Here is a 23534-nt window from a genome sequence, read left to right as displayed (position 1 = left end):
CAGCGTCAGCCGATGGTCATCAGGCTGGCGTTACCACCTGCCGCTGCAGTGTTCACGCTCACCGCTCGCTCGATCACCAGGCGCTCCAGGGCGATCTGATGATCGCCGCTCGACAGCCCGTGCACGCCGACGATCGCCCCGGCACGCTTGGCCACCTGCTCGCAGATACCGCGCAGCTGGTCGGAGTGACCGTGGTGGATGACCGCGTCGAAGGCGACGTCGTCCTTGTTCCAGTCGGCCACCAGCTTGATCTTCGCTTGCAGCTCTTTCGGCAGGCGGGCACGCACGGTCTTGGCCGGCTCGCCGTCCTGGAACACCGCCGAGCTACCCACGGCCAGTACCGCCGCCAGTTGCGCCAGCAGGTCGGCCTCGTTGTCGGCCAGGCACAGCACGTGCTCGCGCGGCAACACGGTGTAGGTGTTGCGCTCGCCGGTCGGGCCCGGCAGCACACGGCTGATGCCGCTCTGCGACTGTTCGGCGAACTGCTCGCACAGCGCGGCCAGGTCGCTCATCTGGCTGCTGGCCGCCCAGGTCTTGAGGGTGGTCAGCGGCTTGATCTGCTGGTCGCGCAGGGTGGTGTCGGCCTGGCTGCGCGCATCGTCGGCCTGGAAGTGGCGGGCGATGGCGTCGGCCGGGCGGGTCGACAGCAGGCGGTACAGGTACAGCGGGCCGCCGGCTTTCGGGCCGGTGCCCGACAGGCCTTCACCACCGAACGGCTGCACACCGACCACGGCACCGACAATGTTGCGGTTGACGTACATGTTGCCGGCGTTGACGTTGTCCACCACCTTGGCGATGGTCTCGTCGATACGGGTGTGCACGCCGAGGGTCAGGCCGTAGCCGGAGGCGTTGATCTGCTCGATCAGCTGGTCCAGGTCCTTGCGGTTGTAGCGCACCACGTGCAGCACCGGGCCGAAGATCTCGCGCTTGAGCTCGTCGAAGCTTTCCAGCTCGATCAGGGTCGGCATCACGAAGGTGCCGCGCTTGATCTCTTCGCCTTCGGCGATGGCTACCTGGTAGACCGTGCGGCCTTTGTCGCGCATGCCCTGGATGTGCTTCTCGATGCCGGCCTTGGCTTCGGCGTCGATCACCGGGCCGATGTCCACGGATAGGCGCTCGGGGTTGCCCAGGCGGCTTTCAGCCATGGCGCCCTTGAGCATTTCGATCACGCGGTCGGCGGAGTCTTCCTGCAGGCACAGCACGCGCAGGGCCGAGCAACGCTGGCCGGCACTGTCGAACGCGGAGGACACCACGTCGATCACCACCTGCTCGGTCAGCGCCGAGGAGTCGACGATCATGGCGTTCTGGCCACCGGTTTCGGCGATCAGCGGGATCGGCCGCCCCTGGTTGTCCAGGCGGCCGGCGATGTTGCGTTGCAGCAGGCGAGCAACTTCGGTGGAGCCGGTGAACATCACGCCCTTGACGCGTTCGTCACCAACCAGGCCGGCACCGACGGTTTCACCCTGGCCCGGCAGCAGTTGCAGCACGCCTTCGGGGATGCCGGCTTCCAGCATCAGGCGCACGGCCTGGGCGGCGACCAGCGGGGTCTGTTCGGCTGGCTTGGCCAATACCGGGTTGCCGGCAGCCAGGGCCGCGGCCACCTGGCCGGAGAAGATCGCCAGCGGGAAGTTCCACGGGCTGATGCACACCACCGGGCCCAGTGGGCGGCAGTTGTCGTTACGCAGGTCGTTGCGAGCCTGCACCGCGTAGTAGCGCAGGAAGTCCACGGCCTCGCGCACTTCGGCGATGGCGTTGGCGTAGGTCTTGCCGGCTTCGCGCACCAGCAGGCCCATCAGCGGCTGGATGTCGGCTTCCATCAGGTCGGCGGCGCGCTCGAGGATCGCGGCACGCTCGGCCGGTGGAGTGGCCTGCCAGATCGGCGCGGCGTTCAATGCGCACTGGATGGCGTTGTCGACGTCGGCGACGGTGGCTTCCTGCACGTGGCCCACGACATCGCGGTGGTCGGCCGGGTTGAGCACCGGCGCGGCCGGCTGCTCGCTGGCCGCGCAGCCCAGCAGCGGGGTCGCTTTCCAGTCGTTGTGGGCGGTGGCCAGCAAGGCGCAGGACAACGACGCCAGGCGGTGTTCGTTGGCCATGTCGATACCGGCCGAGTTGGCCCGCTCGCTGCCATACAGCTCGCGCGGCATCGGGATGCGCGGGTGCGGCAGGCCAATGCTGCCTTCCTGGGTGCCCATGCGCTCGATGCTGGCGACCGGGTCGGCGACCAGTTCCTGGATGGAGATCGAGTGGTCGGCGATGCGGTTAACGAACGACGTGTTGGCGCCGTTTTCCAGCAGGCGACGGACCAGGTAGGCCAGCAGGGTTTCGTGGGTGCCAACCGGTGCGTACACACGGCACGGACGGTTCAGCTTGCCTTCGGAGACCTTGCCTACCACTTGTTCGTACAGGGGTTCGCCCATGCCGTGCAGGCACTGGAACTCGTACTGGCCCGGGTAGTAGTTCTGCCCGGCGATCTGGTAGATGGCCGACAGGGTGTGGGCGTTGTGGGTGGCGAATTGCGGGTAGATGGCTTCCGGCACCGACAGCAGCTTGCGCGCGCAGGCAATGTAGGAAACGTCGGTGTACACCTTGCGGGTGTACACCGGGTAGCCTTCCAGGCCTTCGACCTGGGCGCGCTTGATCTCGCTGTCCCAGTAGGCGCCTTTCACCAGGCGGATCATCAGGCGGTGACGGCTGCGCTTGGCCAGGTCGATGACGTAGTCGATCACGTACGGGCAGCGCTTCTGGTAGGCCTGGATGACGAAGCCGATACCGTTCCAGCCGGCCAGCGACGGTTCGAAGCACAGGCGCTCGAGCAGGTCCAGCGACAGCTCCAGGCGATCGGCTTCCTCGGCGTCGATGTTCAGGCCGATGTCGTATTGCTTGGCCAGCAGCGTGAGCGATAGCAGGCGCGGGTACAGCTCGCTCATTACGCGCTCGTACTGGGCGCGGCTGTAGCGCGGGTGCAGGGCCGAGAGCTTGATCGAGATGCCCGGGCCTTCATAGATGCCGCGGCCGTGGGAAGCCTTGCCGATCGAGTGGATCGCCTGCTCGTAGGAGGCCAGGTATTTCTGCGCGTCGTGTTCGGTCAGGGCCGCTTCGCCGAGCATGTCATAGCTGTAGCGGAAGCCCTTGGCTTCGAACTTGCTGGCGTTGGCCAGGGCCTCGGCGATGGTTTCGCCGGTGACGAACTGCTCGCCCATCAGGCGCATGGCCATGTCGACGCCCTTGCGGATCATCGGCTCGCCGCTCTTGCCGATGATGCGGGTGAGCGAGGAGGTCAGGCCGGATTCGTTGTGGGTGCTGACCAGCTTGCCGGTCAACAGCAGGCCCCAGGTGGCGGCGTTGACGAACAGCGACGGGCTGTTGCCCAGGTGCGGCTGCCAGTTGCCGGTGCTGATCTTGTCGCGGATCAGCGCGTCGCGGGTACCTTTGTCGGGGATGCGCAGCAGGGCTTCGGCCAGGCACATCAACGCCACGCCTTCTTGCGAAGACAGCGAGAATTCCTGCAGCAGGCCTTGAACGATGCCAGCGCGGCCACCGGCGCTCTTCTGGTTGCGCAGCTTGTCGGCCAGGCTTGCGGCCAGCTTGTTGGTGGCTTCGGCTTGCGCGGCGGGCAGGCGTGCCTGCTCCAGCAGCATCGGTACCACTTCCTGCTCGGGGCGGCGGTAGGCGGCGGTGATCGCCGAGCGCAGTACCGACTGCGGCAGGATGCTTTCGGCGAATTCCAGGAAGCATTGGTGGGCGTGGTCGGCGGCGACTTCGCCGGCGTCATCGCCAGCAGCGGCGGCGTGGCCGTTGAGGTCGTTCAGGGTGGCGCCACCCTCGAGCTTCTCGAGATAGTTGAAGATCGCTTGCTTGATCAACCAGTGCGGCGTGCGGTCGATGGACTGCGCAGCTGCTTTGAGTCGCTCACGGGTCGGGTCGTCGAGTTTGACCCCAAGGGTGGTCGTCGCCATTTCTTATCCTCGTTATTGGCCACGGGTGTGGCCTAAGCTGGAGGCAAGATTAGCCTGTAGGACAATTCAGGTGCAACCGGGTGCAACCCGAAATCTTCATGGCAAAGGTGCAACTCGTCTGAAGGGTGTTTTTGAAGGGGTGCAAGGCGCCGTTTTGGTGCGTTTGATTATGTAAAACACGATGTTTGCTCCGAAAAGGAGCAAAAAAGGTGCTTTATCCGAAAACACATGGTTGGGTGCAACTTGCAAATGAAAAATGGTTGCACCTCGTTCATGTTGTTGCATAGGATGCGCCGCCTGGGTGCAACCGTCGTCGTGCACGGCGGTCGCAAGAGATAAAAACAACGCCAGGGCACAACTCATGGGCAATCCACTAACGATCACCTTCGTGATCTACATTGCGGCAATGGTGCTGATCGGCTTCGCCGCCTATCGCTCCACCAAGAACCTTTCCGACTATATTCTCGGCGGCCGTAGCCTCGGCAGCGTGGTCACCGCGCTTTCCGCCGGCGCATCGGACATGAGCGGCTGGCTGTTGATGGGCCTGCCGGGCGCCATTTACTTCGCAGGCCTTTCCGAGGCCTGGATCGCCATCGGCCTGACCGTCGGCGCCTACCTGAACTGGCTGTTCGTCGCCGGCCGCCTGCGCGTGCAGACCGAGCACAACGGTGACGCCCTGACGCTGCCGGACTACTTCTCCAGCCGCTTCGAAGACAAGACTGGCCTGCTGCGGATCATTTCCGCGATCGTCATCCTGGTGTTCTTCACCATCTACTGCGCCTCCGGCATCGTCGCCGGCGCCCGCCTGTTCGAAAGCACCTTTGGCATGTCCTACGAGACCGCCCTCTGGGCCGGTGCTGCGGCAACCATCGCCTACACCTTCGTCGGTGGATTCCTGGCGGTGAGCTGGACCGACACCGTGCAGGCCTCGCTGATGATCTTCGCGCTGATCCTGACGCCGATCATCGTGCTGATCTCCACCGGTGGCTTCGATACCACCTTCCTGGCGATCGAGGCGGTGAACCCGGCTCACTTCGACATGTTCAAGGGCGCCACCTTCATCGGCATCATCTCGCTGATGGGCTGGGGCCTGGGCTACTTTGGCCAGCCGCACATCCTGGCGCGCTTCATGGCCGCTGATTCGGTGAAATCGATCGCCAATGCCCGCCGCATCTCCATGACCTGGATGATCCTGTGCCTGGGCGGCACCTGTGCCGTCGGCTTCTTCGGTATCGCCTATTTCTCGGCGCACCCTGACCTGGCGGGTCCGGTCACCGAGAACCATGAGCGTGTGTTCATCGAACTGGCCAAGATCCTGTTCAACCCATGGATCGCCGGTGTGCTGCTGTCGGCCATCCTGGCCGCGGTGATGAGCACCCTGAGCTGCCAGTTGCTGGTGTGCTCGAGCGCCCTGACTGAAGACTTCTACAAGTCCTTCCTGCGCAAGAATGCCTCGCAGACCGAGCTGGTCTGGGTCGGTCGCCTGATGGTTCTGGCCGTTGCGCTGATCGCCATTGCCATGGCCGCCAACCCGGAAAACCGCGTACTGGGCCTGGTTGCCTACGCCTGGGCTGGTTTCGGTGCCGCCTTCGGCCCGGTGGTGCTGATCTCGGTGCTGTGGAAAGGCATGACCCGCAACGGCGCGCTGGCCGGTATCGTGGTCGGTGCGCTGACCGTGATCCTGTGGAAGAACTACGTGGGCCTGGGCCTGTACGAAATCATTCCGGGCTTCCTGTTCGCCAGCATCGCCATCCTGGTGGTGAGCAAGCTGGGCAGCCCGTCGAAGAGCATGGTTTCGCGCTTCGAAACGGCTGATGCGGCGTATCACGCCGACAAGTGATCTTCGAGCGGTTCGCCGGCAAGCCGGCTCCTACAAGATGATGCTGTACCTGTAGGAGCCGGCTTGCCGGCGAACGTTTCAGCACCGATCGACCGCCGCACCTGACGACGCCGTCGCGACAAGGTAAACTTGCCGCCCCCGCAGGAGTCGCCATGAACTATCGTCACGCCTTCCACGCCGGCAACCATGCCGACGTCCTCAAGCACATCGTGCTCACCCGCCTCATCGCCCTGATGTCGCGCAAGGAGCAGCCGTTCGCCTACATCGACACCCACGCCGGCCTTGGTCTCTATGACCTGCAAGGTGACCAGGCGAGCCGTACCGGCGAATACCTCGAAGGTGTCGCCCGCCTGTGGGGCCGCGACGACCTGCCGGAAGTGACCGCCGACTACCTGCGCATCATCAAGCGCCTGAACCAGGATGGCGAGCTGCGCTACTACCCTGGTTCCCCTGAGCTGGCCCGTCGTTTGATGCGTCAGCAGGATCGTGCCCTGCTCAACGAGAAGCACCCTGAAGACGGGGCGCTGCTCAAGGAAAACATGAAGAAGGACCCGCGGGTCACCGTGCACCTGGGTGAAGGCTGGCACATCCCGCGGGCGCTGCTGCCGGTGCAGGAAAAGCGCGCGATCATGCTGATCGACCCGCCGTTCGAGCAGGCCGACGAACTCAAGCGTTGCACCGTGGCCATGAAAGAGGCGATCGGTCGCATGCGCCAGACCGTCGCGGCTATCTGGTACCCGATCAAGGATCAGCGCTCGCTGACGCGCTTCTACCAGGACCTGACCAGCACGGGTGCACCCAAGCTGCTGCGGGTGGAGCTGTATGTGCATCACCAGGACAGCCCGCAGGGCCTGAACGGTTCGGGCTTGGCCATCGCCAACCCGCCGTGGGGCCTGGAGGACGAGCTCAAGGCGCTGCTGCCCTGGCTGGCCAAGGAGCTGGCGCAGACCGATGGCAGCTTCCGCATGGACTGGTTGATCGCCGAATAAGCTGCGGATGCGCCTCCCTGTAGGAGCGGCCTTGTGCCGCGAAAGGGGCGCGTAGCGGCCCCAGGCTTCAGTGGCACCGCTGGAATTGCCGGGGCTGCTTCGCAGCCCTTTCGCGGCACAAGGCCGCTCCTACAAGGGGGGCGGTGTGTCCTTGATCTTTGCGTTATAATCCCGCCCTTTAGCCGCCATCCGCCCAAGAGGCCGCTGGCGCATTTCTACCGATTTGAGAGGCTAGACCCTTGGCACTGACGATTCTTGGCCTGTCCGGCGCCCTTAGCCATGACCCTTCCGCGGCCCTGTACATCGACGGCAAGCTGATCGCCGCCGCCGAAGAAGAGCGCTTCGTGCGTGACAAGCATGCGAAGAACCGCATGCCCTACGAGTCAGCGAAGTTCTGCCTGGAGCAGGCCGGCATCAAGCCATCGGACGTTGACGTGGTGGCGATCCCCTTCGCCCCAATCAGCCTGTTCGGCAAGGCCCGCTGGCACTATGCCAAGCGCTACTGGTACGCCCCGGACCGCGCCCTCGACGCGCTGCTGATGGGCAACCGCCGCTACAAGCGCTACCGCAAGAAGATCGTCTGGTGCCTGGAGCAGTTGGGCTTCGACCCGAAGAAGATCAAGATCGAGCCGGTCGAGCACCACCTCGCCCATGCCTCCAGCGCCTACCACTGCTCGGGCTTCAAAGAGAAGACCGCGATCCTCGGTATCGACGGCAAGGGTGAGTACGCCACCACCTTCTTCGGCTACGGCGAAAACGGCAAGATCCACAAGATCAAGGAATTCTTCGACCCGGATTCGCTGGGCGGCCTGTATGGCGCGATCACCGAATTCCTCGGTTTCGAGATGCTCGACGGCGAGTTCAAGGTCATGGGCATGGCGCCGTACGGCGATGCCAGCAAGTACGACTTCTCGCGCCTGGCCAGCTTCGAAAACGGCGAACTGGTGATCAACACCGAGTACGCCAACGTCATCGGCCTGCGCCGCTATAAAGAGAAAGGCAAGGGCTTCTACTTCTCGCCCAAGCTGATCGAGTGGCTGGGCCCGAAACGTGAAGGCGACATCGCCGACGAGCCGTACATCCACTACGCGGCGAGCATGCAGGCGCTGTTCGAGAAACTCGCCCTGCAGATGATCGACCACTACCTGGGCGACACGTTGAAGGAAACCGGCAAGCTGGCCTTCGCCGGCGGCTGTGCGCTGAACGTCAAGCTGAACCAGAAGATCATCGCCCGTGACGACGTGAAAGAGCTGTTCGTCCAGCCGGCTTCCGGTGACGCGGGTACTGCGGTGGGTGCCGCTGCCTACGTGTCCCACGCCCGTGGCGTGCCGGTCGAGAAGATGGAACACGTCTACCTCGGCCCTGCGTATTCCAACGAAGACGTGATTGCCGCCTGTGCCCGCCACCCGAGCCAGCCGAAATGGCGCAAGCTCGAGAACATGCCTGAGCAGATCGCCAAGATCATGGTCGATGGCAATCCGGTGGCCTGGTTCCAGGGCCGCATGGAGTTCGGCCCGCGCGCCCTGGGCGGCCGCTCGATCATTGGCTGCCCAAGCGTGGAAGGCGTGGCTGACCGCATCAACCATCAGATCAAGTTCCGCGAGCGTTGGAGGCCTTTCTGCCCGTCGATGCTCGACACCGTCGCGCCGCAGATGATCAAGATCGATCACCCGGCCCCGTTCATGACTTTCACCTTCGAAGTGGCTGAAGAGTGGAAGACCCGCGTGCCGGAAGTGGTACACGAGGACGGTACTTCCCGTGCCCAGGTGCTCAAGCGCGAGTACAACCCGCGCTACTACGACATGATGAAGGCGCTGGAAGACCTGACCGGCAACGGCGTGTCGCTGAACACCTCGCTCAACCGCCGTGGCGAACCCATGATCTGCTCGCCGACCGACGCCCTGAACATGTTCTTCGGCTCGGACCTGCAGTACCTGATCATGGAAGACATCCTGGTGGTCAAGGATGGCGCGGCGCCGTATGACCAGCCGCTCTGAGCCCCGGATCCTGCAGTTCTGCCATGGCTATGACGGGCCGTTCCTCGATTGCGCCCGTCAATATGCCAGCCTGTTCCAGGGCAGCGGCTACAAGGTCACCACCGTCTTCCTCACTGGGGCAGCCGACGCGCAGGTCGCGGCAGGTTGTGCCTCGGACGAGGTGCTGTTTCTCGAGTTCAGCTCAAAGGCCGTGCGCGGCCTGAAGCTGGGCGCGATTCGTGCGCTGCGCAAGATCGCCGCGCAGCGCAATTTCAGTTTCTGCATCGCCCACCGTTTCAAGCCGATCTACGTGGCGCTGCTGGGCACAGGCTTGCCGGTGATCGGCGTGCATCACGCCTTCGGCGACTACCAGCGCAAGGGGCGGCGCCTGTTCGCCAACCTGTTCCGCAAGCGCCTGAGCCTGCTGGGGGTGTCGGATGCGGTGCGCGACGACATGCGCCGTTGCCTGGCGCAGTGGCCGGCCGAGCGTATCCAGACCCTGTACAACCGTATCGATGTCGCGGCGTTGCAGGCCACCCTCGTGCCGCGCGATGAGGCGCGGCGGGCCCTGGGGTTGGATGAGCAGGCCTGGGTCGTGGGCAATGTCGGGCGCTTGCACCCGGACAAGGATCAGGCCACCTTGCTGCGCGGCTTTGCCGAAGCGCTGCCGGGGCTGCCTGCCGGTGCGCGCCTGGCGATCCTGGGTAAAGGGCGCCTGGAGGCGAAGCTCAAGGCGCAGGCCGTCGAGCTGGGGATCGCCGACCAGGTCGATTTTCTCGGCCAGGTGCCGGATGCCCGCCGCTATTTCCAGGCGTTCGATGTATTTGCTCTCAGCTCGGACCACGAACCGTTCGGGATGGTCCTGCTCGAGGCGATGGTTGCTGGCGTGCCGGTGCTGGCCACTGCTTGCGGCGGCGCCCGCGAAGTTGTCGAAGGTGTGGGTGTGTTGTTCCCGTTGGGCGACGCCGCGCAGTTGGCCCAGGCCCTGAAGCATATGGCCGGGCTTGATGCGCAGCAGCGTGCGCTGTGCGCCCAGCATATGCTCCAGCGCCTGCACGAACGCTTCAGTGACCAGGCGGTACGCGATGCCTTCTGGCAGTTGCCGCACGTGCGCACGCTGGTGGCGGAGGCCTGATGCTCAAGCACATCCAAGCCTGGCGCGAACGCGGCTGGCAGGTCATCGACGCGGCCGCCTACAACGACGCCTGGCAGCGCTTCGGTGGCAGCGTGGCCACGCATCCACTGGTGATCGAACAGCTGGCCGACCTTGCGCAGATCCCGGTGCGTTACCTTGGCTGGGTGCAAGGAGGAGAACTGAAGGCCGCATTGCCCGCCTGGGGACGTCACCTGGCGCTGTCGAAAGACGTGCTCAAGCGTCACGGCAAGAAAGGCCTGTTCGACCTGGGCAACGCCGAGATCATCCTGCCGGCCGCCAGCGATGCGGCGGCGCCGCTGCGACAGACCGGGCGTTACCTGTCGGAACTGAACCAGGGGCGCTTCAGTGGCCTCAAGGCGCAATCCGAGCAGTTGGCCATGGCCCGCCCGCACGAAGACCTGTCGAAGAAGTTCCGCTACAACCAGCGGCGCGAGCTGCGCCTTCTGGAAGAGGCGGGCGGGCAGGTACGTCCGATCAGCGACTTCAGCGCCATCGAAATTGCCGCCATGTACTGCGACCTGTTCCAGCGCCGCTGGGGCTTCCCGGCCACTGGCGCGTCGCGCATGGCCGAAGTGGTCGAGCGCCTGCGCGGGCTGTTGATCGGCTCGGTGCTGTTTCTCGACGGCGCGCCTATCGCCATCCAGCTGGTGTATCGGGTCGAGGCACCGGAGTGGATCAGCGTGGAGTACGTCAATGGTGGTGTCGACCCTGAAACCAAGGCCTTCAGCCCGGGCAGCGTGCTGAGCTTCCTCAACACCCAGGCTGCCTGGGAGGATGCCAACGCTCGCGGCAAGGCGCTGCGGTTCTCCTTCGGTCGTGCTGATCGCGAGTACAAGGACCGTTGGTGCAACCCCGTGCCGGTGTTCCAGTCGTGAGTCGCAAGCAGCAGTTGCTAAAGCGCCATCGGCGTAACAAGCGCCTGGGGTTGCTGACGGGCCTGCTGATGCTGGTCGTCCTGGGTGTGCTCGTGGTCTGGTGGTTGCCGCTGTTGCTGCTGCCGTTGCTGTGGGTGGGGCACGAGGCGTGGTTCGCTGATCACCTGTTCTACTCGCCGGGTGAAGACTACGCCTACCGTTTCGGTAACGAGACGCGCGAAGCCGCAGCAAGCTTGCAGGGCGATCTGCTGCAAACCGATGTCGCACTGCAAGGTGACGAAACACTGATCCTTGAAGTCGCTATCCGTAGCCACTGGCTCGGACGCTTCCTTGATCCTCGCGTCGAGCTGCTGGCGGGGCCCGCCAGCGACGTGCAAACGTTCGAGCGTGGCGCCAGAGGGGCGCGATTCCTCAATCTGACCGGGTTGGCCGGACCGTTGGCAGCCGGCACGCTGCGCCTGCGTGGTCGGCATTGCCGATTGCAGGGGGGGCCGCGTCTGTGGATAACTCCGGCGGTCGAACTTCGTAAACGCCGAGTGATGGTCATTGCCCCCCACGCCGACGACGCCGAGCTGGCGGCCTATGGTCTCTACAGTCAGGCCGACGAAACCTGGGTGGTCACCTTGACTGCCGGTGAGATCGAAGCCGAACACTATCAGGCCATGGGCTTGGCCAAGGCCGAGGCCGCCAGGCTGAAGGGCCGCTTGCGTGCCTGGGACAGCATCGCCGTACCGCGTTGGGCCGGTGTGCCGGAGTCGCGCTGCGTGCAGTTGGGCTACTTCTGCCTGCAACTGCCGGCCATGCAGGCCGCGCCGGATCAGCCGATGGGCTCGCGCGAAGCCGACCTTGCCGACATTCGTCCCTTCCGCCGTTTCAATCCCTTCCTGCTGCCGGCCGATACCGATGGCGCGCCGACCTGGCACAACCTGCTGACTGATCTGCGTGCCCTGCTCGAGATGGCTCGGCCCCAGGTGCTGGTGATGCCGCATCCGGTGCTGGACCCGCACCCGGACCACATCTGTGCCCAGGCCGCTGTGCTCGAAGCGCTGCAAGGCTTGGCGTGGCAGCCTGAAACCTTGCTGTGCTACGCCAACCACCTGCATGACAACGACCGCTGGCCGATGGGCGACAGTGGCGATGGCGTGGCCCTGCCGCCGCAACTGGAAGCCGTCGAAGCCTGGGCGCCCTGCAGCCTGGTGCTGGACATCGATACCCAGCGCGACAAGGCCATGGCCCTGGGCATGATGCACGACCTGCAACCCGCGCCCCCTTTCAAGCGCCGCCTGCGCCGAGCGTTGCAACGCTGGCTGGCGGGGCGCCGCCCATCGCCGTATGGGGAGAACGAGTTCTTCCGCAAGGCGGTGCGCCGACATGAACTGTTCTGGCGTCGCGACCTGTGAGCGCCCAAGGAAAGCAATGAAAGTCCTATTTCTGGTGCAGAAGGAACAACGGGCGATTCTCGACCGCCTGTATGACGGCGTCGCGGCCAACTGCGACTGCGACCTGCGCTGGTTGTCCAGCGAGGACCAGCGCAACCTGCGCCGCTATTTCAAGCGCGAGGTGGATGTCACACGCTACGACCGCATCGTGTTTTTCCTGCGCTTCAAGCAGGAAATCCGCCAGGTGGCGTTCATTCGCAGCATCCCCAACCTGGTGATCCTCGAGCACGACGCCTACCAGAACTACATCCCTTGCAAGTACACCGGCAAGTTCAGCGCGCACTACCGCAAGCTGCCGTGGGCGCGGGTCATCAGTTCCGGCTACATGGTCAGCGAGCGCCTGCGCCAGGAAGGATTCGACGCGGTGTTCGTGCCCAAGGGCTATGACGAGCAATTGCTCACCGATCAGGGCCGCGAGCGCGACATCGAGTTGGCGTTCGTGGGCAGCACCAACAGCGTCGCCTACAGCGGTCGCAAGGCGCTGCTGGACGAGCTGGGGCGGGTGGAGAACCTCGTGGTTACCCGGACCAAGTCGGGCGAGGATTACTGCAACACACTCAATCGCATCCGCTTCTTCGTCAGTGCCGATGTGGGCATGGGCGAGTACATGATCAAGAACTTCGAGGCCATGGCCTGTGGTTGCGTGCTGCTGGCCTACGACCAGGGTGAGCAGGAAAACCGCGCCTTGGGCCTCGAAGACATGCACAACGTCGTGCTCTACGACAGCATCCCGGTATTGCAGGCCAAGTTGCGCCGGCTGCGCGATGAACCGGAACTGGCGGCGCGCATAGCTGTAAAAGGTTGTGAACTGGCGACTTCCCGCTTCAGTTTTGCCCAGGTCGGCCGTAGCATTGTCGAACATATGAGCCCCGCGCTGCGGCCCCATCCACCGCTGACCCCATGGCAGCGTCTGCGCCTGCAGCTCGGAATCTGAATTTTTGATTCGCCCATCGTCGATGGGCATGAAGTGTACCTGCCGCGAGGCGGAGGGAACCCCGTGCGTTTTTCCGATGTAAGTGATGTCACCCTGGTGGTGACGAGTTGCGGGCGTTTCGACCTGCTCAAGGAAACCCTGGAAAGCTTTGACCGGTACAACACCGCGACGGTCCGCGAGGTCTTCATCACCGAAGACTCGGGCAACGATGCGGTGCATGACGCTGTGCCGGAACACTGGAAAGGGCATTGCACGGTGTTCGTGAACCGTCCCAAGCTGGGCCAGCTGGCGTCGATCGACCTGGCCTATAGCCGTGTGCGGACACCCTATATCTTCCATTGCGAGGATGACTGGCGTTTCTATCGCCCTGGATTCGTCGAGGATTCCCGCGCGATACTCGAGGTCAGCCCGCACCTGCTTCAGGTCTGGCTGCGCAGTCACGCCCACGACCTGGCCATCCATAGCCCTTACATCCATCTGGGTGATCGCCTGGTGATTGCAGGCGTCCCTTGCTACCCGCTGATTTCGGAGAAAGCCGAGTGGCAGGCCTTCTCGCTCAACCCGGGGCTGCGGCGTTTGAGCGATTATCAAAGCTGCGCGCCGTACGCTGCCTATTCTGGTGAGAAGGCGCTGTCGCGTCGCTATGCCGAGTTGAACCTGACGGCCGTGACGCTCGAGGGCGATGCGGTGCTGCATACCGGCTTTGGCATGCATGTGACCGTGCCGGAAGAGGTTCAACGCAAGGTCCGCCGGCGGCAACGGGATCGGGTGAAGTTTGCGCTATCGTCGTTGCTCGGGCTGGTGGTTGGGCTGGGGATCGGTTTCCTGGCCCATTGATACGGCTCATACGAAGCCCACGGACTTCTGGAAGGGGCGCAATGCCGTTGAATATCGTCAATGTGATGTGGTCGGGCGGGTCGCCCTACATGTCCATACACAAGGTCCATCGGGATCTTCTGGTTCATGCGCAGTCGGACGCGCGGGTTTGCAACTGGTTGTTGCTCGGTGACGGTCTGTGCAGCAGTTTCGGGCAGGTGCGCAGCTGGCATTTGCCACAGCGTTTGCTCAAGCGGCGAATTCCGTATGTGCTGGCGATGCCATGGCTGCGCTGGCGCCTGCGCAAGGCGTTGGCCGAGGCCTCGGTAGACGTGCTGGTGCTCGATGGCCTGGGCGTGGCCCGGCTGTTCTTGCCGCTCGTCCGGCAAATGCCGGGGGTGCGGATGACCGTGCTGTTCCACGGCAAGACGCGTCTGAGCACGAACGACGTCAGGTTATTCCGTAGCCTGCCACCCGAGCGGCTGAGTATTGCCGCCGTTTCCGCGACATTGGCCCGTTCGCTCGAGCAGGGGCTTGGTTGCCCGGTGAGTACCTTGCGAATGGCCCTCGATCCGCAGGCGTTCGCCCAGCAATTGCTCGGTCGGGAAGACGCGCGCCAGGCGCTGGCTCTGCCGGTGCAGGGGCCGCTGCTGGGCGCTGTGGGGCGCCTGGTCGAGGGTAAGGGTTTCGAGATGCTGATCGAGGCGTTCGCCCAGGTACGGGAGCACCAGCCTGCGTTGCGTCTGGCCATTCTGGGCGATGGTCCGCTGCGCGGCCGGTTGGAGGCACAGGCCAAGGCCCTCGGTGTAGAGGGTAGCGTGCACTTCGGTGGGCATCGTGACGATCTGGTCCGGCTGTATCCGGCATTCGACTGGTTGTTGGTGCCTTCCCGCTCGGAAGGGCTTGGCTTGGTGGTGCAGGAGGCCGTGCTGTCAGGTGTGCCCGTGTTCTGCAGCGACTTGCCGGTGTTTCGTGAGCAGTTGGGTGAGGCAGGGTGCTACCTGCCCGTTGGCGACCTGGCCGCCTGGGCCGACGCGATCGGTCACTGTGGCCTGCGTGATGCCGCTGCCCAGGCCCGCGAGCAATGGCAGGCCATGGCGCCGGAAGAGCGCTGGGTTGCCTTCAAGGAGGGCTCGATCGGGCTGCTGGATCGCTGAGATTCAGCGTTGCGACAGCGCCGCCTCGAACCGCTCCAGGGGGAACTGGTTGGCGAGCCGCTCACGCTCGATGTAACGCACCATATGGTGAACGTTGCGCCGAACCATCCGCGAGGAAAGCGGGGCGCGCAGGAAGCGCATGTCAGCGACGTCGATCAGCCCCAGCACCCCTTCGGGGGTCTCCACCACGTTACCCAGGTGCAGCGAGCGGAAGTAGATGCCCGAGCGGTGCATTCGGCGAACCAGGTCCACCAGCCGCGGCAAGTGCTGTTCCCAATCGAAATCGTCCCCGCGCGAAAGCTGCAGCAGGGTCTGTCCCGGTAGTGGGCGGTACAGCACGGCCGTGCGACCCGGCAGCGCCAGCTTGTGATGGCTGATCACCTCCAGGGTTGGAAAGCCCAGTTGCGCGAGGTGCAGGGCGTTGTCGACGAAGCGTTGCGAATACGGCCGCAACAAGGCGGATGAAATCAGGCGTTTGCGACGAAAAACCTTGAGGATGTTTCCATCGCCAAGCAGGTAGACTTTGGCGCCGTGGCTGTCTGCTTCAAGAATCTTGGCGCCTTGTGTCAGCTGATCGAAGTCGACTTGGGTTAGCCGGGAGCATTGCATTGGGGTGGCCTTGTCTTCTGGGCAAGCAAAATGACCGGCAATAATGCCGAAAATTACCCGGAAGCACCATGCGGGTGTGAGTTCGAATCATCGGGGGGAGACTGATGTTCTACGAAAAGCGCTGGGTGCAAGCCTGGTTAGGGTTGGGGTTTGCCTGGTTCCTGGCGGCGATTGCGCTGGCTCCGAGCAACAAGCTTTACCAGCAGGGGCTGGTGCTGTTCCTGTGGTTGCCGACCTTGCTGCTGGCCTGGCCGGCCCGGCAGGTGTTCATCCAGGCGTGGCGCGGTCAGCGTGCGTTGTGGGCCAGTATTGCCTTGTTGCTGGCCTGGAGTGCCGTGACGCTGGCCTGGTCCTCCACCGAGGAAGACTCGCGCGAAATCAAGCGCCTGCTCTACATCCTGGTGTTCCTGATGGCCTTCCCGTTACTGGCGCAACTGGGGGTGGAGCGTTGCCGCGGCATTTTGCGCGTAGGCGGCGTGCTGCTGGCCATCGCGGCGCTGGTTGCAATCATCCGCTTCTACAGTGTGATTGGCTATCCGTTCTATGTCCGGCTTGAGGGCATAGGGGAAATTTCCCACCCCATTCTCGGTGCCTACGTGATCGGTACGGCGATCATCTGGTTGTTGTACGACTGCCCTCGGAATCGGGGGGCGCAACTGGGCTGGTTGGCGGCACTCGCATGCCTGGGGGCGTTCGTTGCCCTCAGTCAAAGCCGTGGCACGCTCGTATCCTTGGCGATGACCATCCTGCTCACGCCTCTCTGGTTCCGTAGTCGTTTCAGCAACCTGCTGGCCCTTGGGGTGCTGGTCGCAGGGAGTGCCGCGATCTATTTCGCCTATGACCTGCTCATGCAGCGTGGGGCATCCTACCGACCTGAGATCTTCCAGGCATCCCTGCAGATGATCGGTGAGCATCCCTGGACCGGGCTTGGCCTGGGAGCGATTTACCGGATCGAGGCGGCAGGCCTGCAGTTCGACCACACCCACAACATGTTCACCCATATTGCCGTCGAGCTTGGCTTGCCGGGCATGCTGCTGTGGATCGCGGTATGGCTGTTCACCCTGGGCGAGATCATACGAGCGCGCTCGACGCCGTTCGGCAAGGTGCTGTTGAGCCTGTGGGTGTTCGCCACCCTGGCGATGCAGTTCGACGCCGCAAGCCTGACAGGCACGCCGCGCGCCGAATGGTTCATCAGTTGGTTGCCGGTGGGGTTGGCGATGTTGCTGGCCGGAGCGCGGCCCGCTGACAAGCCTGTGGTAAAATCACCGGTTCAACCTGTACAGCGAGCTTGACGATGGCCGAAACACCGCGCCCTGCGGAAAACTCCTCCAGCCTGAAGATCTACTTCCGGCTGTTGAGCTATGTGAAACCCTACATCGGCATCTTCCTGCTGAGCATCGTGGGCTTCGTGATCTTCGCCTCCACCCAGCCCATGCTGGCCGGGATCCTCAAGTACTTCGTCGACGGCCTGAGCAACCCGGAGGCCGTGCTGTTCCCCAATGTGCCTTATCTACGTGACCTGCAACTGCTGCAGGCGGTACCGCTGCTGATCATCCTGATCGCAGCCTGGCAAGGCCTGGGCTCGTTCCTGGGCAACTTCTTCCTGGCCAAGGTATCGCTCTGCCTGGTGCATGACCTGCGCGTCGAGCTGTTCAACAAGCTGCTGGTGCTGCCCAACCGCTATTTCGACAACCACAACTCCGGTCACCTGATCTCGCGTATCACCTTCAACGTGACGATGGTCACCGGCGCGGCGACCGACGCGATCAAGGTCGTGATCCGCGAAGGCCTGACGGTGGTGTTCCTGTTCCTCTACCTGCTGTGGATGAACTGGCAGCTCACGTTGGTGATGCTCGCCATCCTGCCGGTCATCGCCGTGATGGTCAGCACGGCCAGCAAGAAATTCCGCAAGCAGAGCAAGAAGATCCAGGTGGCCATGGGCGACGTGACCCATGTCGCCTCCGAGACCATCCAGGGTTACCGGGTGGTGCGCAGCTTCGGTGGTGAGCGCTACGAGGAAAGCCGTTTCAACAAGGCCAGCCAGAGCAATACCGACAAACAGCTGCGCATGACCAAGACCGGCGCCCTGTACACGCCACTGCTGCAACTGGTGATCTACACCGCCATGGCCGTGTTGATGTTCCTGGTGCTGTTCCTGCGTGGCGAAGCCTCGGCCGGGGACCTGGTCGCCTACATCACCGCCGCCGGCCTGCTGCCCAAACCGATCCGCCAGCTCACCGAGGTCAGCTCGACCATCCAGAAGGGTCTGGCGGGTGCCGAGAGCATCTTCGAGCAGTTGGACGAGCAGCCCGAGGTCGACAGCGGTACCGTCGAGAAGGCGCGGGTCGAGGGTCGTCTGGAGGTGCGCAACCTCAGCTTCACCTACCCTGGTACCGAGCGTCAGGTACTCAGTGATATCAGCTTCACCGCCGAGCCGGGCCAGATGATCGCCCTGGTGGGGCGCTCCGGCAGCGGCAAGTCGACGCTCGCGGCGTTGATCCCGCGCTTCTACCACCACAGCGAAGGGCAGATCCTGCTCGATGGCGTGGAGATCGAGCAGTATCGCCTGCGCAACTTGCGCCAGCATGTGTCGCAGGTGACCCAGCATGTGACGCTGTTCAACGACACGGTAGCCAACAACATCGCCTACGGTGACCTCGCCGGTGCGCCACGTGAGGACATCGAGGCCGCGGCGGCGGATGCCTATGCCAAGGAGTTCGTCGACCAGTTGCCCAAAGGCTTCGACACCGAAGTGGGCGAGAACGGCGTGCTGCTGTCCGGTGGCCAGCGACAGCGCCTGGCGATTGCCCGGGCACTGTTGAAGAACGCGCCATTGCTGATTCTCGACGAGGCGACCTCGGCCCTCGACACCGAGTCCGAGCGCCATATCCAGGCAGCCTTGGACCATGTCATGCAGGGGCGCACCACGCTGGTGATCGCCCACCGCCTGTCGACCATCGAGAAGGCGGACATGATCCTGGTGATGGACCAGGGCCGCCTGGTAGAGCGTGGCACCCACCCTGAACTGCTTGCGGCCAATGGCTATTATGCCCGCCTGCACGCCATGGGGCTGGATGCGCCGGAAAACGCCGATATCACCTGACCCCTCGTGAATCGGGGCCTGCAGGGCCCCGATTGTCACCGCGATGTTCACAGATGCAGGTGGCCGTAAAGCCATCCTCGCCCCTGTGCTAATATCCTGCCCCTGTTCACTTTTTCATATGGGTTGCCCATGAAGTTGTCCATGCCGCGTTTCGATCAAGCCCCGGTATTGGTGGTCGGCGATGTCATGCTCGACCGCTACTGGCATGGCGGTACTTCACGTATTTCGCCCGAGGCGCCAGTGCCGGTGGTCAAGGTCGACCAGATCGAGGATCGCCCCGGTGGCGCGGCCAACGTGGCCTTGAACATCGCCGCCCTCGGCGCGCCTGCCTCGCTGGTCGGCGTCACCGGCCAGGACGAGGCTGCCGACAGCCTCGCCAACAGCCTGCAGGCCGCTGGCGTGCGTTCGATCTTCCAGCGCATCGCCCATCAGCCGACCATCGTCAAGCTGCGGGTCATGAGCCGGCATCAGCAGTTGCTGCGCATCGACTTCGAAGAGCCTTTCGCCACCGATCCCTTGTCGCTGGGGGAGGAGGTTGAAGCGCTGCTCGAAGGCGTCAAGGTCCTGGTCCTCTCTGACTATGGCAAGGGCGCGCTGCGCAATCACCAGGCGCTGATCCAGGCCGCTCGCCAGAAGCAGATCCCGGTCCTGGCCGACCCCAAGGGCAAGGATTTCTCGATCTACCGTGGCGCCAGCCTGATCACCCCGAACCTGAGCGAGTTCGAGACCATCGTCGGGCGCTGCGCCGACGAGGCCGAACTGGTCGCCAAAGGCCTGAAGCTGCTGGAAGAGCTGGACCTTGGCGCCTTGCTGGTGACCCGTGGCGAGCATGGCATGACCCTGCTGCGCGTGGGCCATCCGGCCCTGCACCTGCCGGCCCGTGCCCGTGAAGTATTCGATGTGACCGGTGCCGGTGATACCGTGATTTCGACCCTGGCCGCCGCCATTGCCGCCGGCGAGGACCTGCCCCATGCCGTCGCCCTGGCCAACCTGGCGGCCGGCATCGTGGTCGGCAAGCTCGGTACCGCCGCCATCAGCGCCCCTGAACTGCGCCGGGCCATCCAGCGCGAGGAGGGTTCGGAGCGTGGGGTGCTTAGCCTGGAACAGCTGTTGCTGGCCATCGACGATGCCCGTGCGCACAACGAAACGATCGTCTTCACCAACGGCTGCTTCGATATTCTTCATGCGGGCCACGTCACCTACCTGGAGCAGGCTCGCGCCCAAGGCGACCGGCTGATCGTTGCGATCAACGACGATGCCTCGGTCAGCCGCCTGAAAGGGCCTGGCCGGCCGATCAACAGTGTCGACCGGCGCATGGCCGTGCTGGCCGGCCTGGGTGCGGTGGACTGGGTGATCAGCTTCCCCGAGGCCACGCCGGAAAACCTGCTGCGCCAGGTCAAGCCGGACGTGCTGGTCAAGGGCGGTGACTATGGCATCGACCAGGTGGTTGGCGCCGATATCGTCAAGGCCTATGGCGGCACGGTGAAGGTGCTGGGGTTGGTGGAGAACAGCTCGACCACGGCTATCGTCGAGAAGATCCGCAAGCACTGACATCGACCTTCCTGTAGGAGCCAGCCTTGCTGGCGAAGCGGCTGCTGCGCAGCTTTCGCCAGCAAGGCTGGCTTCCTACAGAGGGTTGTCCTACTTGTGCAGCGAGGTACGTGCCCGCTCCAGCAGTGCCCGCGCCTTGTCACTGAAGCGCTCCAGGTGCGACGCCGGCGCCGTCCTGCTTTCGACCAGCCCTTGGTCTTTCAACCATTGCTTCCAGCGCACCCGCTCATCCCGAACGACCCAGCCTTCCTGGCGAGCGAAGCTCTCCGCCAGCCATAGCCCGCGCGTGCTGGCTGGCAACAGTTGGTCCTTTTTCAGGGTGTAGAGCTCTGCCAGTGGCCTGCCGTCCTGCAAGGGCATCAGGTACAGGTCGGGGCGCTTGCGGTCGAGGCGTGCCACCAACTGGTCGCCTTCGAGGCGTTCGTCGACATGGAACAGGCTCAGTGACTTGGCCTCTCTGGGGACCTCGAGGCGCAGGTCGTAGATCAATTGCAGCGAAGCGGTGGGCAGGTGCACATAGGCTTGTGGCCGCTCCAGCAACATCAGGTTGCCACAGTGCACGGGGCGCGCTGCTCCCGAGGCCGGTGTCAGGACGAAAGGCAGGGCCTCTCGATAATGCAGGGCGTCGGCGTAGGGCGCTGGCAACCAGGTGTCATTGAAGCGGCCGCCAAGCCAGCCTTCGGGGGTTTCCAGCAGGCACTCCTCGGCCACTTCCTGAATTGCCGTATGCAGGGGCAGGTTCAGCTCGTGGGCGGGCACATAGCCCGATATCAGTTTCAGCACCACATCGCCGCGATCCTGACGGCGTTGACGCACCAGCACCCAATAGTCGCGACCATGCCAATGCAGGGTCAGGCGTACCGACACGCCCAGGTTGGCCAGCTCGGCCACAAAATGGTCGCTGTTCTGCAACTGGATCGCTTTGCGCCGCTGCAGCGTCTGGGCGAAGTTCAGCGGCATGCCGATGCTCTGGTAGGTGAGGCCGTCGTGCGTGGCCTCGACATGCAGGGGCAGGGTCTTGAAGTTGCTCGGGTTCTTGCGGATCAGCGTACGCGGCACGAGGCTCCTCCTTGCGATGGGCCCCCGCCCGGGTGGCTCAGGGGCGACCCAGGATGCGGGCGACGGTGGCCACGTTGTGGGCCAGGTGAACCGGGTTGATGGTGCCGACAATGGCACTGTTGACGCCTGGGTGGGCAAACAGCAGTTCGAAGCTGGCCTGTACCGGGTCGACGCCAGGCGCCAGGCAGATGTGCCCGCTGGCCAGAGCCTTCTTCACCAGGATCGCCTTGCCGTGCTCGGCAGCGTAGTCCAGCACCGGTCGTTCCGCCTGCTCGTTGAGGTTGTAGGTAACCATGGCGCAGTCGCCCTGCTCCAAGGCTTTCAAGCCGCCGGCAACGGTCTTGCCGGAGAAACCATAGCCGAGGATCTTGCCCTCCTGCTTGAGGGTGGCGAGGGTTTCATACACCGCCTCGTGTTCGAGGATCGCCAGGTCGTTGCCGTCGGAGTGCACCAGCACCAGCTCGATGCGGTCGGTTTCCAGGCGTTTGAGGCTGCGCTCGACAGAGCGGCGTGTGTGGGCGGCGCTGAAGTCGAAATGCGACTGGCCGTCGTCGAATTCTTCACCGACCTTGCTGACGATCACCCATTCGTCACGCTGGCCGCGCAGCAACGGGCCCAGGCGCTCCTCGCTGCGGCCGTAGGCCGGGGCGGTGTCGAGCAGGTTGATCCCCAGTTCGCGTGCCTGCCCGAGCAGCAGACGGGCGGTTTCGTCATCGGGGATGGTGAAACCGTTGGGGTACTTCACCCCCTGGTCGCGGCCCAGCTTGACCGTGCCCAGGCCCAGGGGTGAAACGCGCAGGCCGGTGCTGCCCAAGGGGCGAAGATAGTCGTGCAGGGTTGGCAGGCTCATGGCAGCAGTTGCTCCCAGGCCGCTACACCCAGCGGTGGGCGCGGCAGGCCGGTCAAGTCCGGATGTGCCGAGGGGCGGATGCCATCGCGTTCGAAGCTGGCCAGCACGCGGTCGGCGAAGTCCGGCGCCAGGGCCAGTTTGGTCGGCCAGCCCACCAGCAGGCGCTGCTGTTCGGCAAGGAAGGCGTTGTCCGGGCGCACCAGGCCCGATTGCGCGGGCTCGGCGCGGTCGACCCGCAGGGTGGCCCAGCGTACCTGGCTCTGGTCGACCCAGGGCAACAGGCCGGCGACTTCCTTCTGTGCAGCGGCGATCTGCGCGGCAGGCTCGCGGGCCACGCCGTCGGCCTCGGCAATGTCGCCACCGAGGTACCAGACCCATTGGCCGTCGGCGGCCGGGTGGGTGGTCACGGTGATGCGTGGCTTGGGACCACCGCCCAGGCAGTGGGCGTACAGGGGTTTGAGGTTGGGCCCCTTGGCCAGGACCATGTGCAGTGGGCGGCGTTGCATGGCCGGCTGGTCGAGGCCAAGGGCGTGCAGCAGGTCCGCCGTGCCGCCTCCGGCGCTGAGGACAAGACGCTGGGCGCGGATCTCGCGGCCATCGACGATAAGGCCGCTCAGTTCGCCGTCTTCGCGCAGGGGCTCGATTTGTTCGCCCGCCAGCAGGCTGTCGCCGGCCAGTTGTGCGAGGTTGGCCAGCAGGCTGGGCACGTCGATGACCAGCTCGGCCAGGCGGTAGACCTTGCCTTTGAATGCCCGGTCCTGCAGCGCCGGGGGCAGTTGTTCGCCCTTGACCTGGTCGACCCGGCCGCGCACGGCCTTGCTGGCGAAGAAGCTGGTGAGGTTGCCGGCCAGGGTGCCGGGGGACCAGAGGTAGTGGGCGTCGGACAGCAGGCGGGTGCTTGTCAGGTCCAGCTCGCCGTTGCCGGCCAGCGCTTCGCGCCAGCGCCGCGGCATGTCGGCAATGGCCTCGGAGGCGCCGGTCAGGGCGCCGTGCAGGGCGTACTTGGTGCCACCGTGGATGATGCCCTGCGACTTGATGGTCTGCTCGCCGCCCAGGCTGGCGCGCTCCACCAGCACTGTCGAATAGCCCAGGCGACGCAGGCGGGCGTTGAGCCAGAGGCCTGCGACCCCGGCGCCGACGATCAGCACGTCAGTGGAAATGGCGGATGGCATGCGGGCACCTCGAAAGCTGGGACAGGTGCGCAGTATACAGGCTAAGCCC

Annotated in this window: 17 protein-coding genes and 1 pseudogene; 12 read left to right on the top strand and 6 right to left on the bottom strand. The window is 64.4% G+C overall.

Annotated elements, in window-relative coordinates:
- Positions 1 to 5: 5 nt before the first annotated feature.
- Together putA and NGM28_RS01280 are read right to left on the bottom strand one after the other, a co-directional pair.
- On the bottom strand, positions 6 to 3959 hold the full coding sequence (gene putA / locus NGM28_RS01285; protein ID WP_240067195.1) for a trifunctional transcriptional regulator/proline dehydrogenase/L-glutamate gamma-semialdehyde dehydrogenase: 3954 nt from the start codon (positions 3957 to 3959) through the stop codon (positions 6 to 8).
- A 96-nt stretch (positions 3960 to 4055) separates the two neighbouring features.
- On the bottom strand, positions 4056 to 4322 hold the full coding sequence (locus NGM28_RS01280) for a hypothetical protein (RefSeq protein WP_252088452.1): 267 nt from the start codon (positions 4320 to 4322) through the stop codon (positions 4056 to 4058).
- Between NGM28_RS01280 and putP the strand changes: the two genes are divergently transcribed.
- From putP to NGM28_RS01235, 9 genes are all read left to right on the top strand, one after another.
- On the top strand, positions 4321 to 5799 hold the full coding sequence (gene putP, locus NGM28_RS01275) for a sodium/proline symporter PutP (protein ID WP_240067197.1): 1479 nt from the start codon (positions 4321 to 4323) through the stop codon (positions 5797 to 5799). The two genes, NGM28_RS01280 and putP, sit on opposite strands and share 2 nt — an antisense overlap.
- Before the next feature lie 152 nt (positions 5800 to 5951).
- Positions 5952 to 6788, top strand: coding sequence for a 23S rRNA (adenine(2030)-N(6))-methyltransferase RlmJ (locus tag NGM28_RS01270; protein ID WP_240066938.1), 837 nt, complete (start codon positions 5952 to 5954; stop codon positions 6786 to 6788).
- 239 nt (positions 6789 to 7027) lie between these two features.
- Positions 7028 to 8785, top strand: a complete 1758-nt coding sequence (locus tag NGM28_RS01265; protein ID WP_011535995.1) for a carbamoyltransferase family protein — start codon at positions 7028 to 7030, stop codon at positions 8783 to 8785.
- On the top strand, positions 8769 to 9899 hold the full coding sequence (locus NGM28_RS01260; RefSeq protein WP_252088451.1) for a glycosyltransferase: 1131 nt from the start codon (positions 8769 to 8771) through the stop codon (positions 9897 to 9899). The genes NGM28_RS01265 and NGM28_RS01260 overlap by 17 nt, the downstream gene beginning before the upstream one ends.
- Positions 9899 to 10795 carry an antimicrobial resistance protein Mig-14 gene (locus tag NGM28_RS01255; RefSeq protein WP_240066940.1) on the top strand — a complete coding sequence of 299 codons (897 nt, stop codon included), beginning with the start codon at positions 9899 to 9901 and terminating at the stop codon, positions 10793 to 10795. Before NGM28_RS01260 ends, NGM28_RS01255 begins: the two co-directional genes overlap by 1 nt.
- Entirely contained in the window at positions 10792 to 12195 is a 1404-nt protein-coding gene (locus tag NGM28_RS01250) for a PIG-L deacetylase family protein (RefSeq protein WP_252088450.1), read from the top strand. Before NGM28_RS01255 ends, NGM28_RS01250 begins: the two co-directional genes overlap by 4 nt.
- 16 nt (positions 12196 to 12211) lie before the next feature.
- A complete protein-coding gene (locus NGM28_RS01245; RefSeq protein WP_011535991.1) occupies positions 12212 to 13168 on the top strand; it encodes a glycosyltransferase family protein in 957 nt (318 codons plus the stop codon).
- 63 nt (positions 13169 to 13231) lie between these two features.
- The gene (locus NGM28_RS01240) at positions 13232 to 14005 is read left to right on the top strand and encodes a glycosyltransferase family 2 protein (protein ID WP_240066943.1); all 774 of its coding nucleotides are present in this window, start codon (positions 13232 to 13234) and stop codon (positions 14003 to 14005) included.
- A gap of 47 nt (positions 14006 to 14052) precedes the next feature.
- A complete protein-coding gene (locus NGM28_RS01235) occupies positions 14053 to 15141 on the top strand; it encodes a glycosyltransferase (RefSeq protein WP_240066969.1) in 1089 nt (362 codons plus the stop codon).
- A gap of 3 nt (positions 15142 to 15144) precedes the next feature.
- On the opposite strand, the gene NGM28_RS01230 is transcribed toward NGM28_RS01235, so the two are convergent.
- Positions 15145 to 15750 (bottom strand): BUD32 family EKC/KEOPS complex subunit, encoded by a 606-nt coding sequence (locus NGM28_RS01230; protein ID WP_240066944.1) that lies wholly within the window; start codon positions 15748 to 15750, stop codon positions 15145 to 15147.
- Between the two features lie 104 nt (positions 15751 to 15854).
- Between NGM28_RS01230 and NGM28_RS01225 the strand changes: the two are divergent.
- The 3 genes and pseudogenes from NGM28_RS01225 to hldE form a co-directional block, all read left to right on the top strand.
- Positions 15855 to 17026: pseudogene (locus NGM28_RS01225) on the top strand (O-antigen ligase family protein); the annotation flags it as partial.
- Between the two features lie 18 nt (positions 17027 to 17044).
- Entirely contained in the window at positions 17045 to 18853 is a 1809-nt protein-coding gene (gene msbA, locus NGM28_RS01220) for a lipid A export permease/ATP-binding protein MsbA (protein WP_252088448.1), read from the top strand.
- Between the two features lie 129 nt (positions 18854 to 18982).
- Entirely contained in the window at positions 18983 to 20404 is a 1422-nt protein-coding gene (hldE, locus tag NGM28_RS01215; RefSeq protein ID WP_240066947.1) for a bifunctional D-glycero-beta-D-manno-heptose-7-phosphate kinase/D-glycero-beta-D-manno-heptose 1-phosphate adenylyltransferase HldE, read from the top strand.
- A 90-nt stretch (positions 20405 to 20494) separates the two neighbouring features.
- Here hldE and NGM28_RS01210 read toward each other — a convergent pair whose 3' ends face one another.
- Genes NGM28_RS01210 through NGM28_RS01200 form a run of 3 tightly spaced genes read right to left on the bottom strand, consistent with a single transcriptional unit; the run spans position 20495 to position 23485 of the window.
- Positions 20495 to 21463, bottom strand: a complete 969-nt coding sequence (locus NGM28_RS01210; protein ID WP_240066948.1) for a metal ABC transporter ATPase — start codon at positions 21461 to 21463, stop codon at positions 20495 to 20497.
- Positions 21464 to 21500: 37 nt separating this feature from the next.
- The gene (locus NGM28_RS01205; protein WP_240066949.1) at positions 21501 to 22313 is read right to left on the bottom strand and encodes an aldo/keto reductase; all 813 of its coding nucleotides are present in this window, start codon (positions 22311 to 22313) and stop codon (positions 21501 to 21503) included.
- Entirely contained in the window at positions 22310 to 23485 is a 1176-nt protein-coding gene (locus NGM28_RS01200) for an NAD(P)/FAD-dependent oxidoreductase (protein WP_252088447.1), read from the bottom strand. The genes NGM28_RS01205 and NGM28_RS01200 overlap by 4 nt, the downstream gene beginning before the upstream one ends.
- Positions 23486 to 23534 lie beyond the last annotated feature (49 nt).

It is taken from the genome of Pseudomonas sp. MWU13-3659, from assembly GCF_023757525.1.
Lineage (GTDB): Bacteria > Pseudomonadota > Gammaproteobacteria > Pseudomonadales > Pseudomonadaceae > Aquipseudomonas > Aquipseudomonas entomophila_E.
This window is presented reverse-complemented; position numbering and strand designations above follow the sequence as displayed.

Coding starts and splice junctions, on each gene's coding strand:
- NGM28_RS01200 (WP_252088447.1), bottom strand. CDS start 23,485: ATGCCATCCGCCATTTCCACTGACGTGCTGATCGTCGGCGCCGGGGTC.
- NGM28_RS01205 (WP_240066949.1), bottom strand. CDS start 22,313: ATGAGCCTGCCAACCCTGCACGACTATCTTCGCCCCTTGGGCAGCACC.
- NGM28_RS01280 (WP_252088452.1), bottom strand. CDS start 4,322: ATGAGTTGTGCCCTGGCGTTGTTTTTATCTCTTGCGACCGCCGTGCAC.
- NGM28_RS01270 (WP_240066938.1), top strand. CDS start 5,952: ATGAACTATCGTCACGCCTTCCACGCCGGCAACCATGCCGACGTCCTC.
- msbA (WP_252088448.1), top strand. CDS start 17,045: ATGGCCGAAACACCGCGCCCTGCGGAAAACTCCTCCAGCCTGAAGATC.
- NGM28_RS01230 (WP_240066944.1), bottom strand. CDS start 15,750: ATGCAATGCTCCCGGCTAACCCAAGTCGACTTCGATCAGCTGACACAA.
- NGM28_RS01245 (WP_011535991.1), top strand. CDS start 12,212: ATGAAAGTCCTATTTCTGGTGCAGAAGGAACAACGGGCGATTCTCGAC.
- NGM28_RS01260 (WP_252088451.1), top strand. CDS start 8,769: ATGACCAGCCGCTCTGAGCCCCGGATCCTGCAGTTCTGCCATGGCTAT.
- putP (WP_240067197.1), top strand. CDS start 4,321: ATGGGCAATCCACTAACGATCACCTTCGTGATCTACATTGCGGCAATG.
- NGM28_RS01255 (WP_240066940.1), top strand. CDS start 9,899: ATGCTCAAGCACATCCAAGCCTGGCGCGAACGCGGCTGGCAGGTCATC.
- hldE (WP_240066947.1), top strand. CDS start 18,983: ATGAAGTTGTCCATGCCGCGTTTCGATCAAGCCCCGGTATTGGTGGTC.
- putA (WP_240067195.1), bottom strand. CDS start 3,959: ATGGCGACGACCACCCTTGGGGTCAAACTCGACGACCCGACCCGTGAG.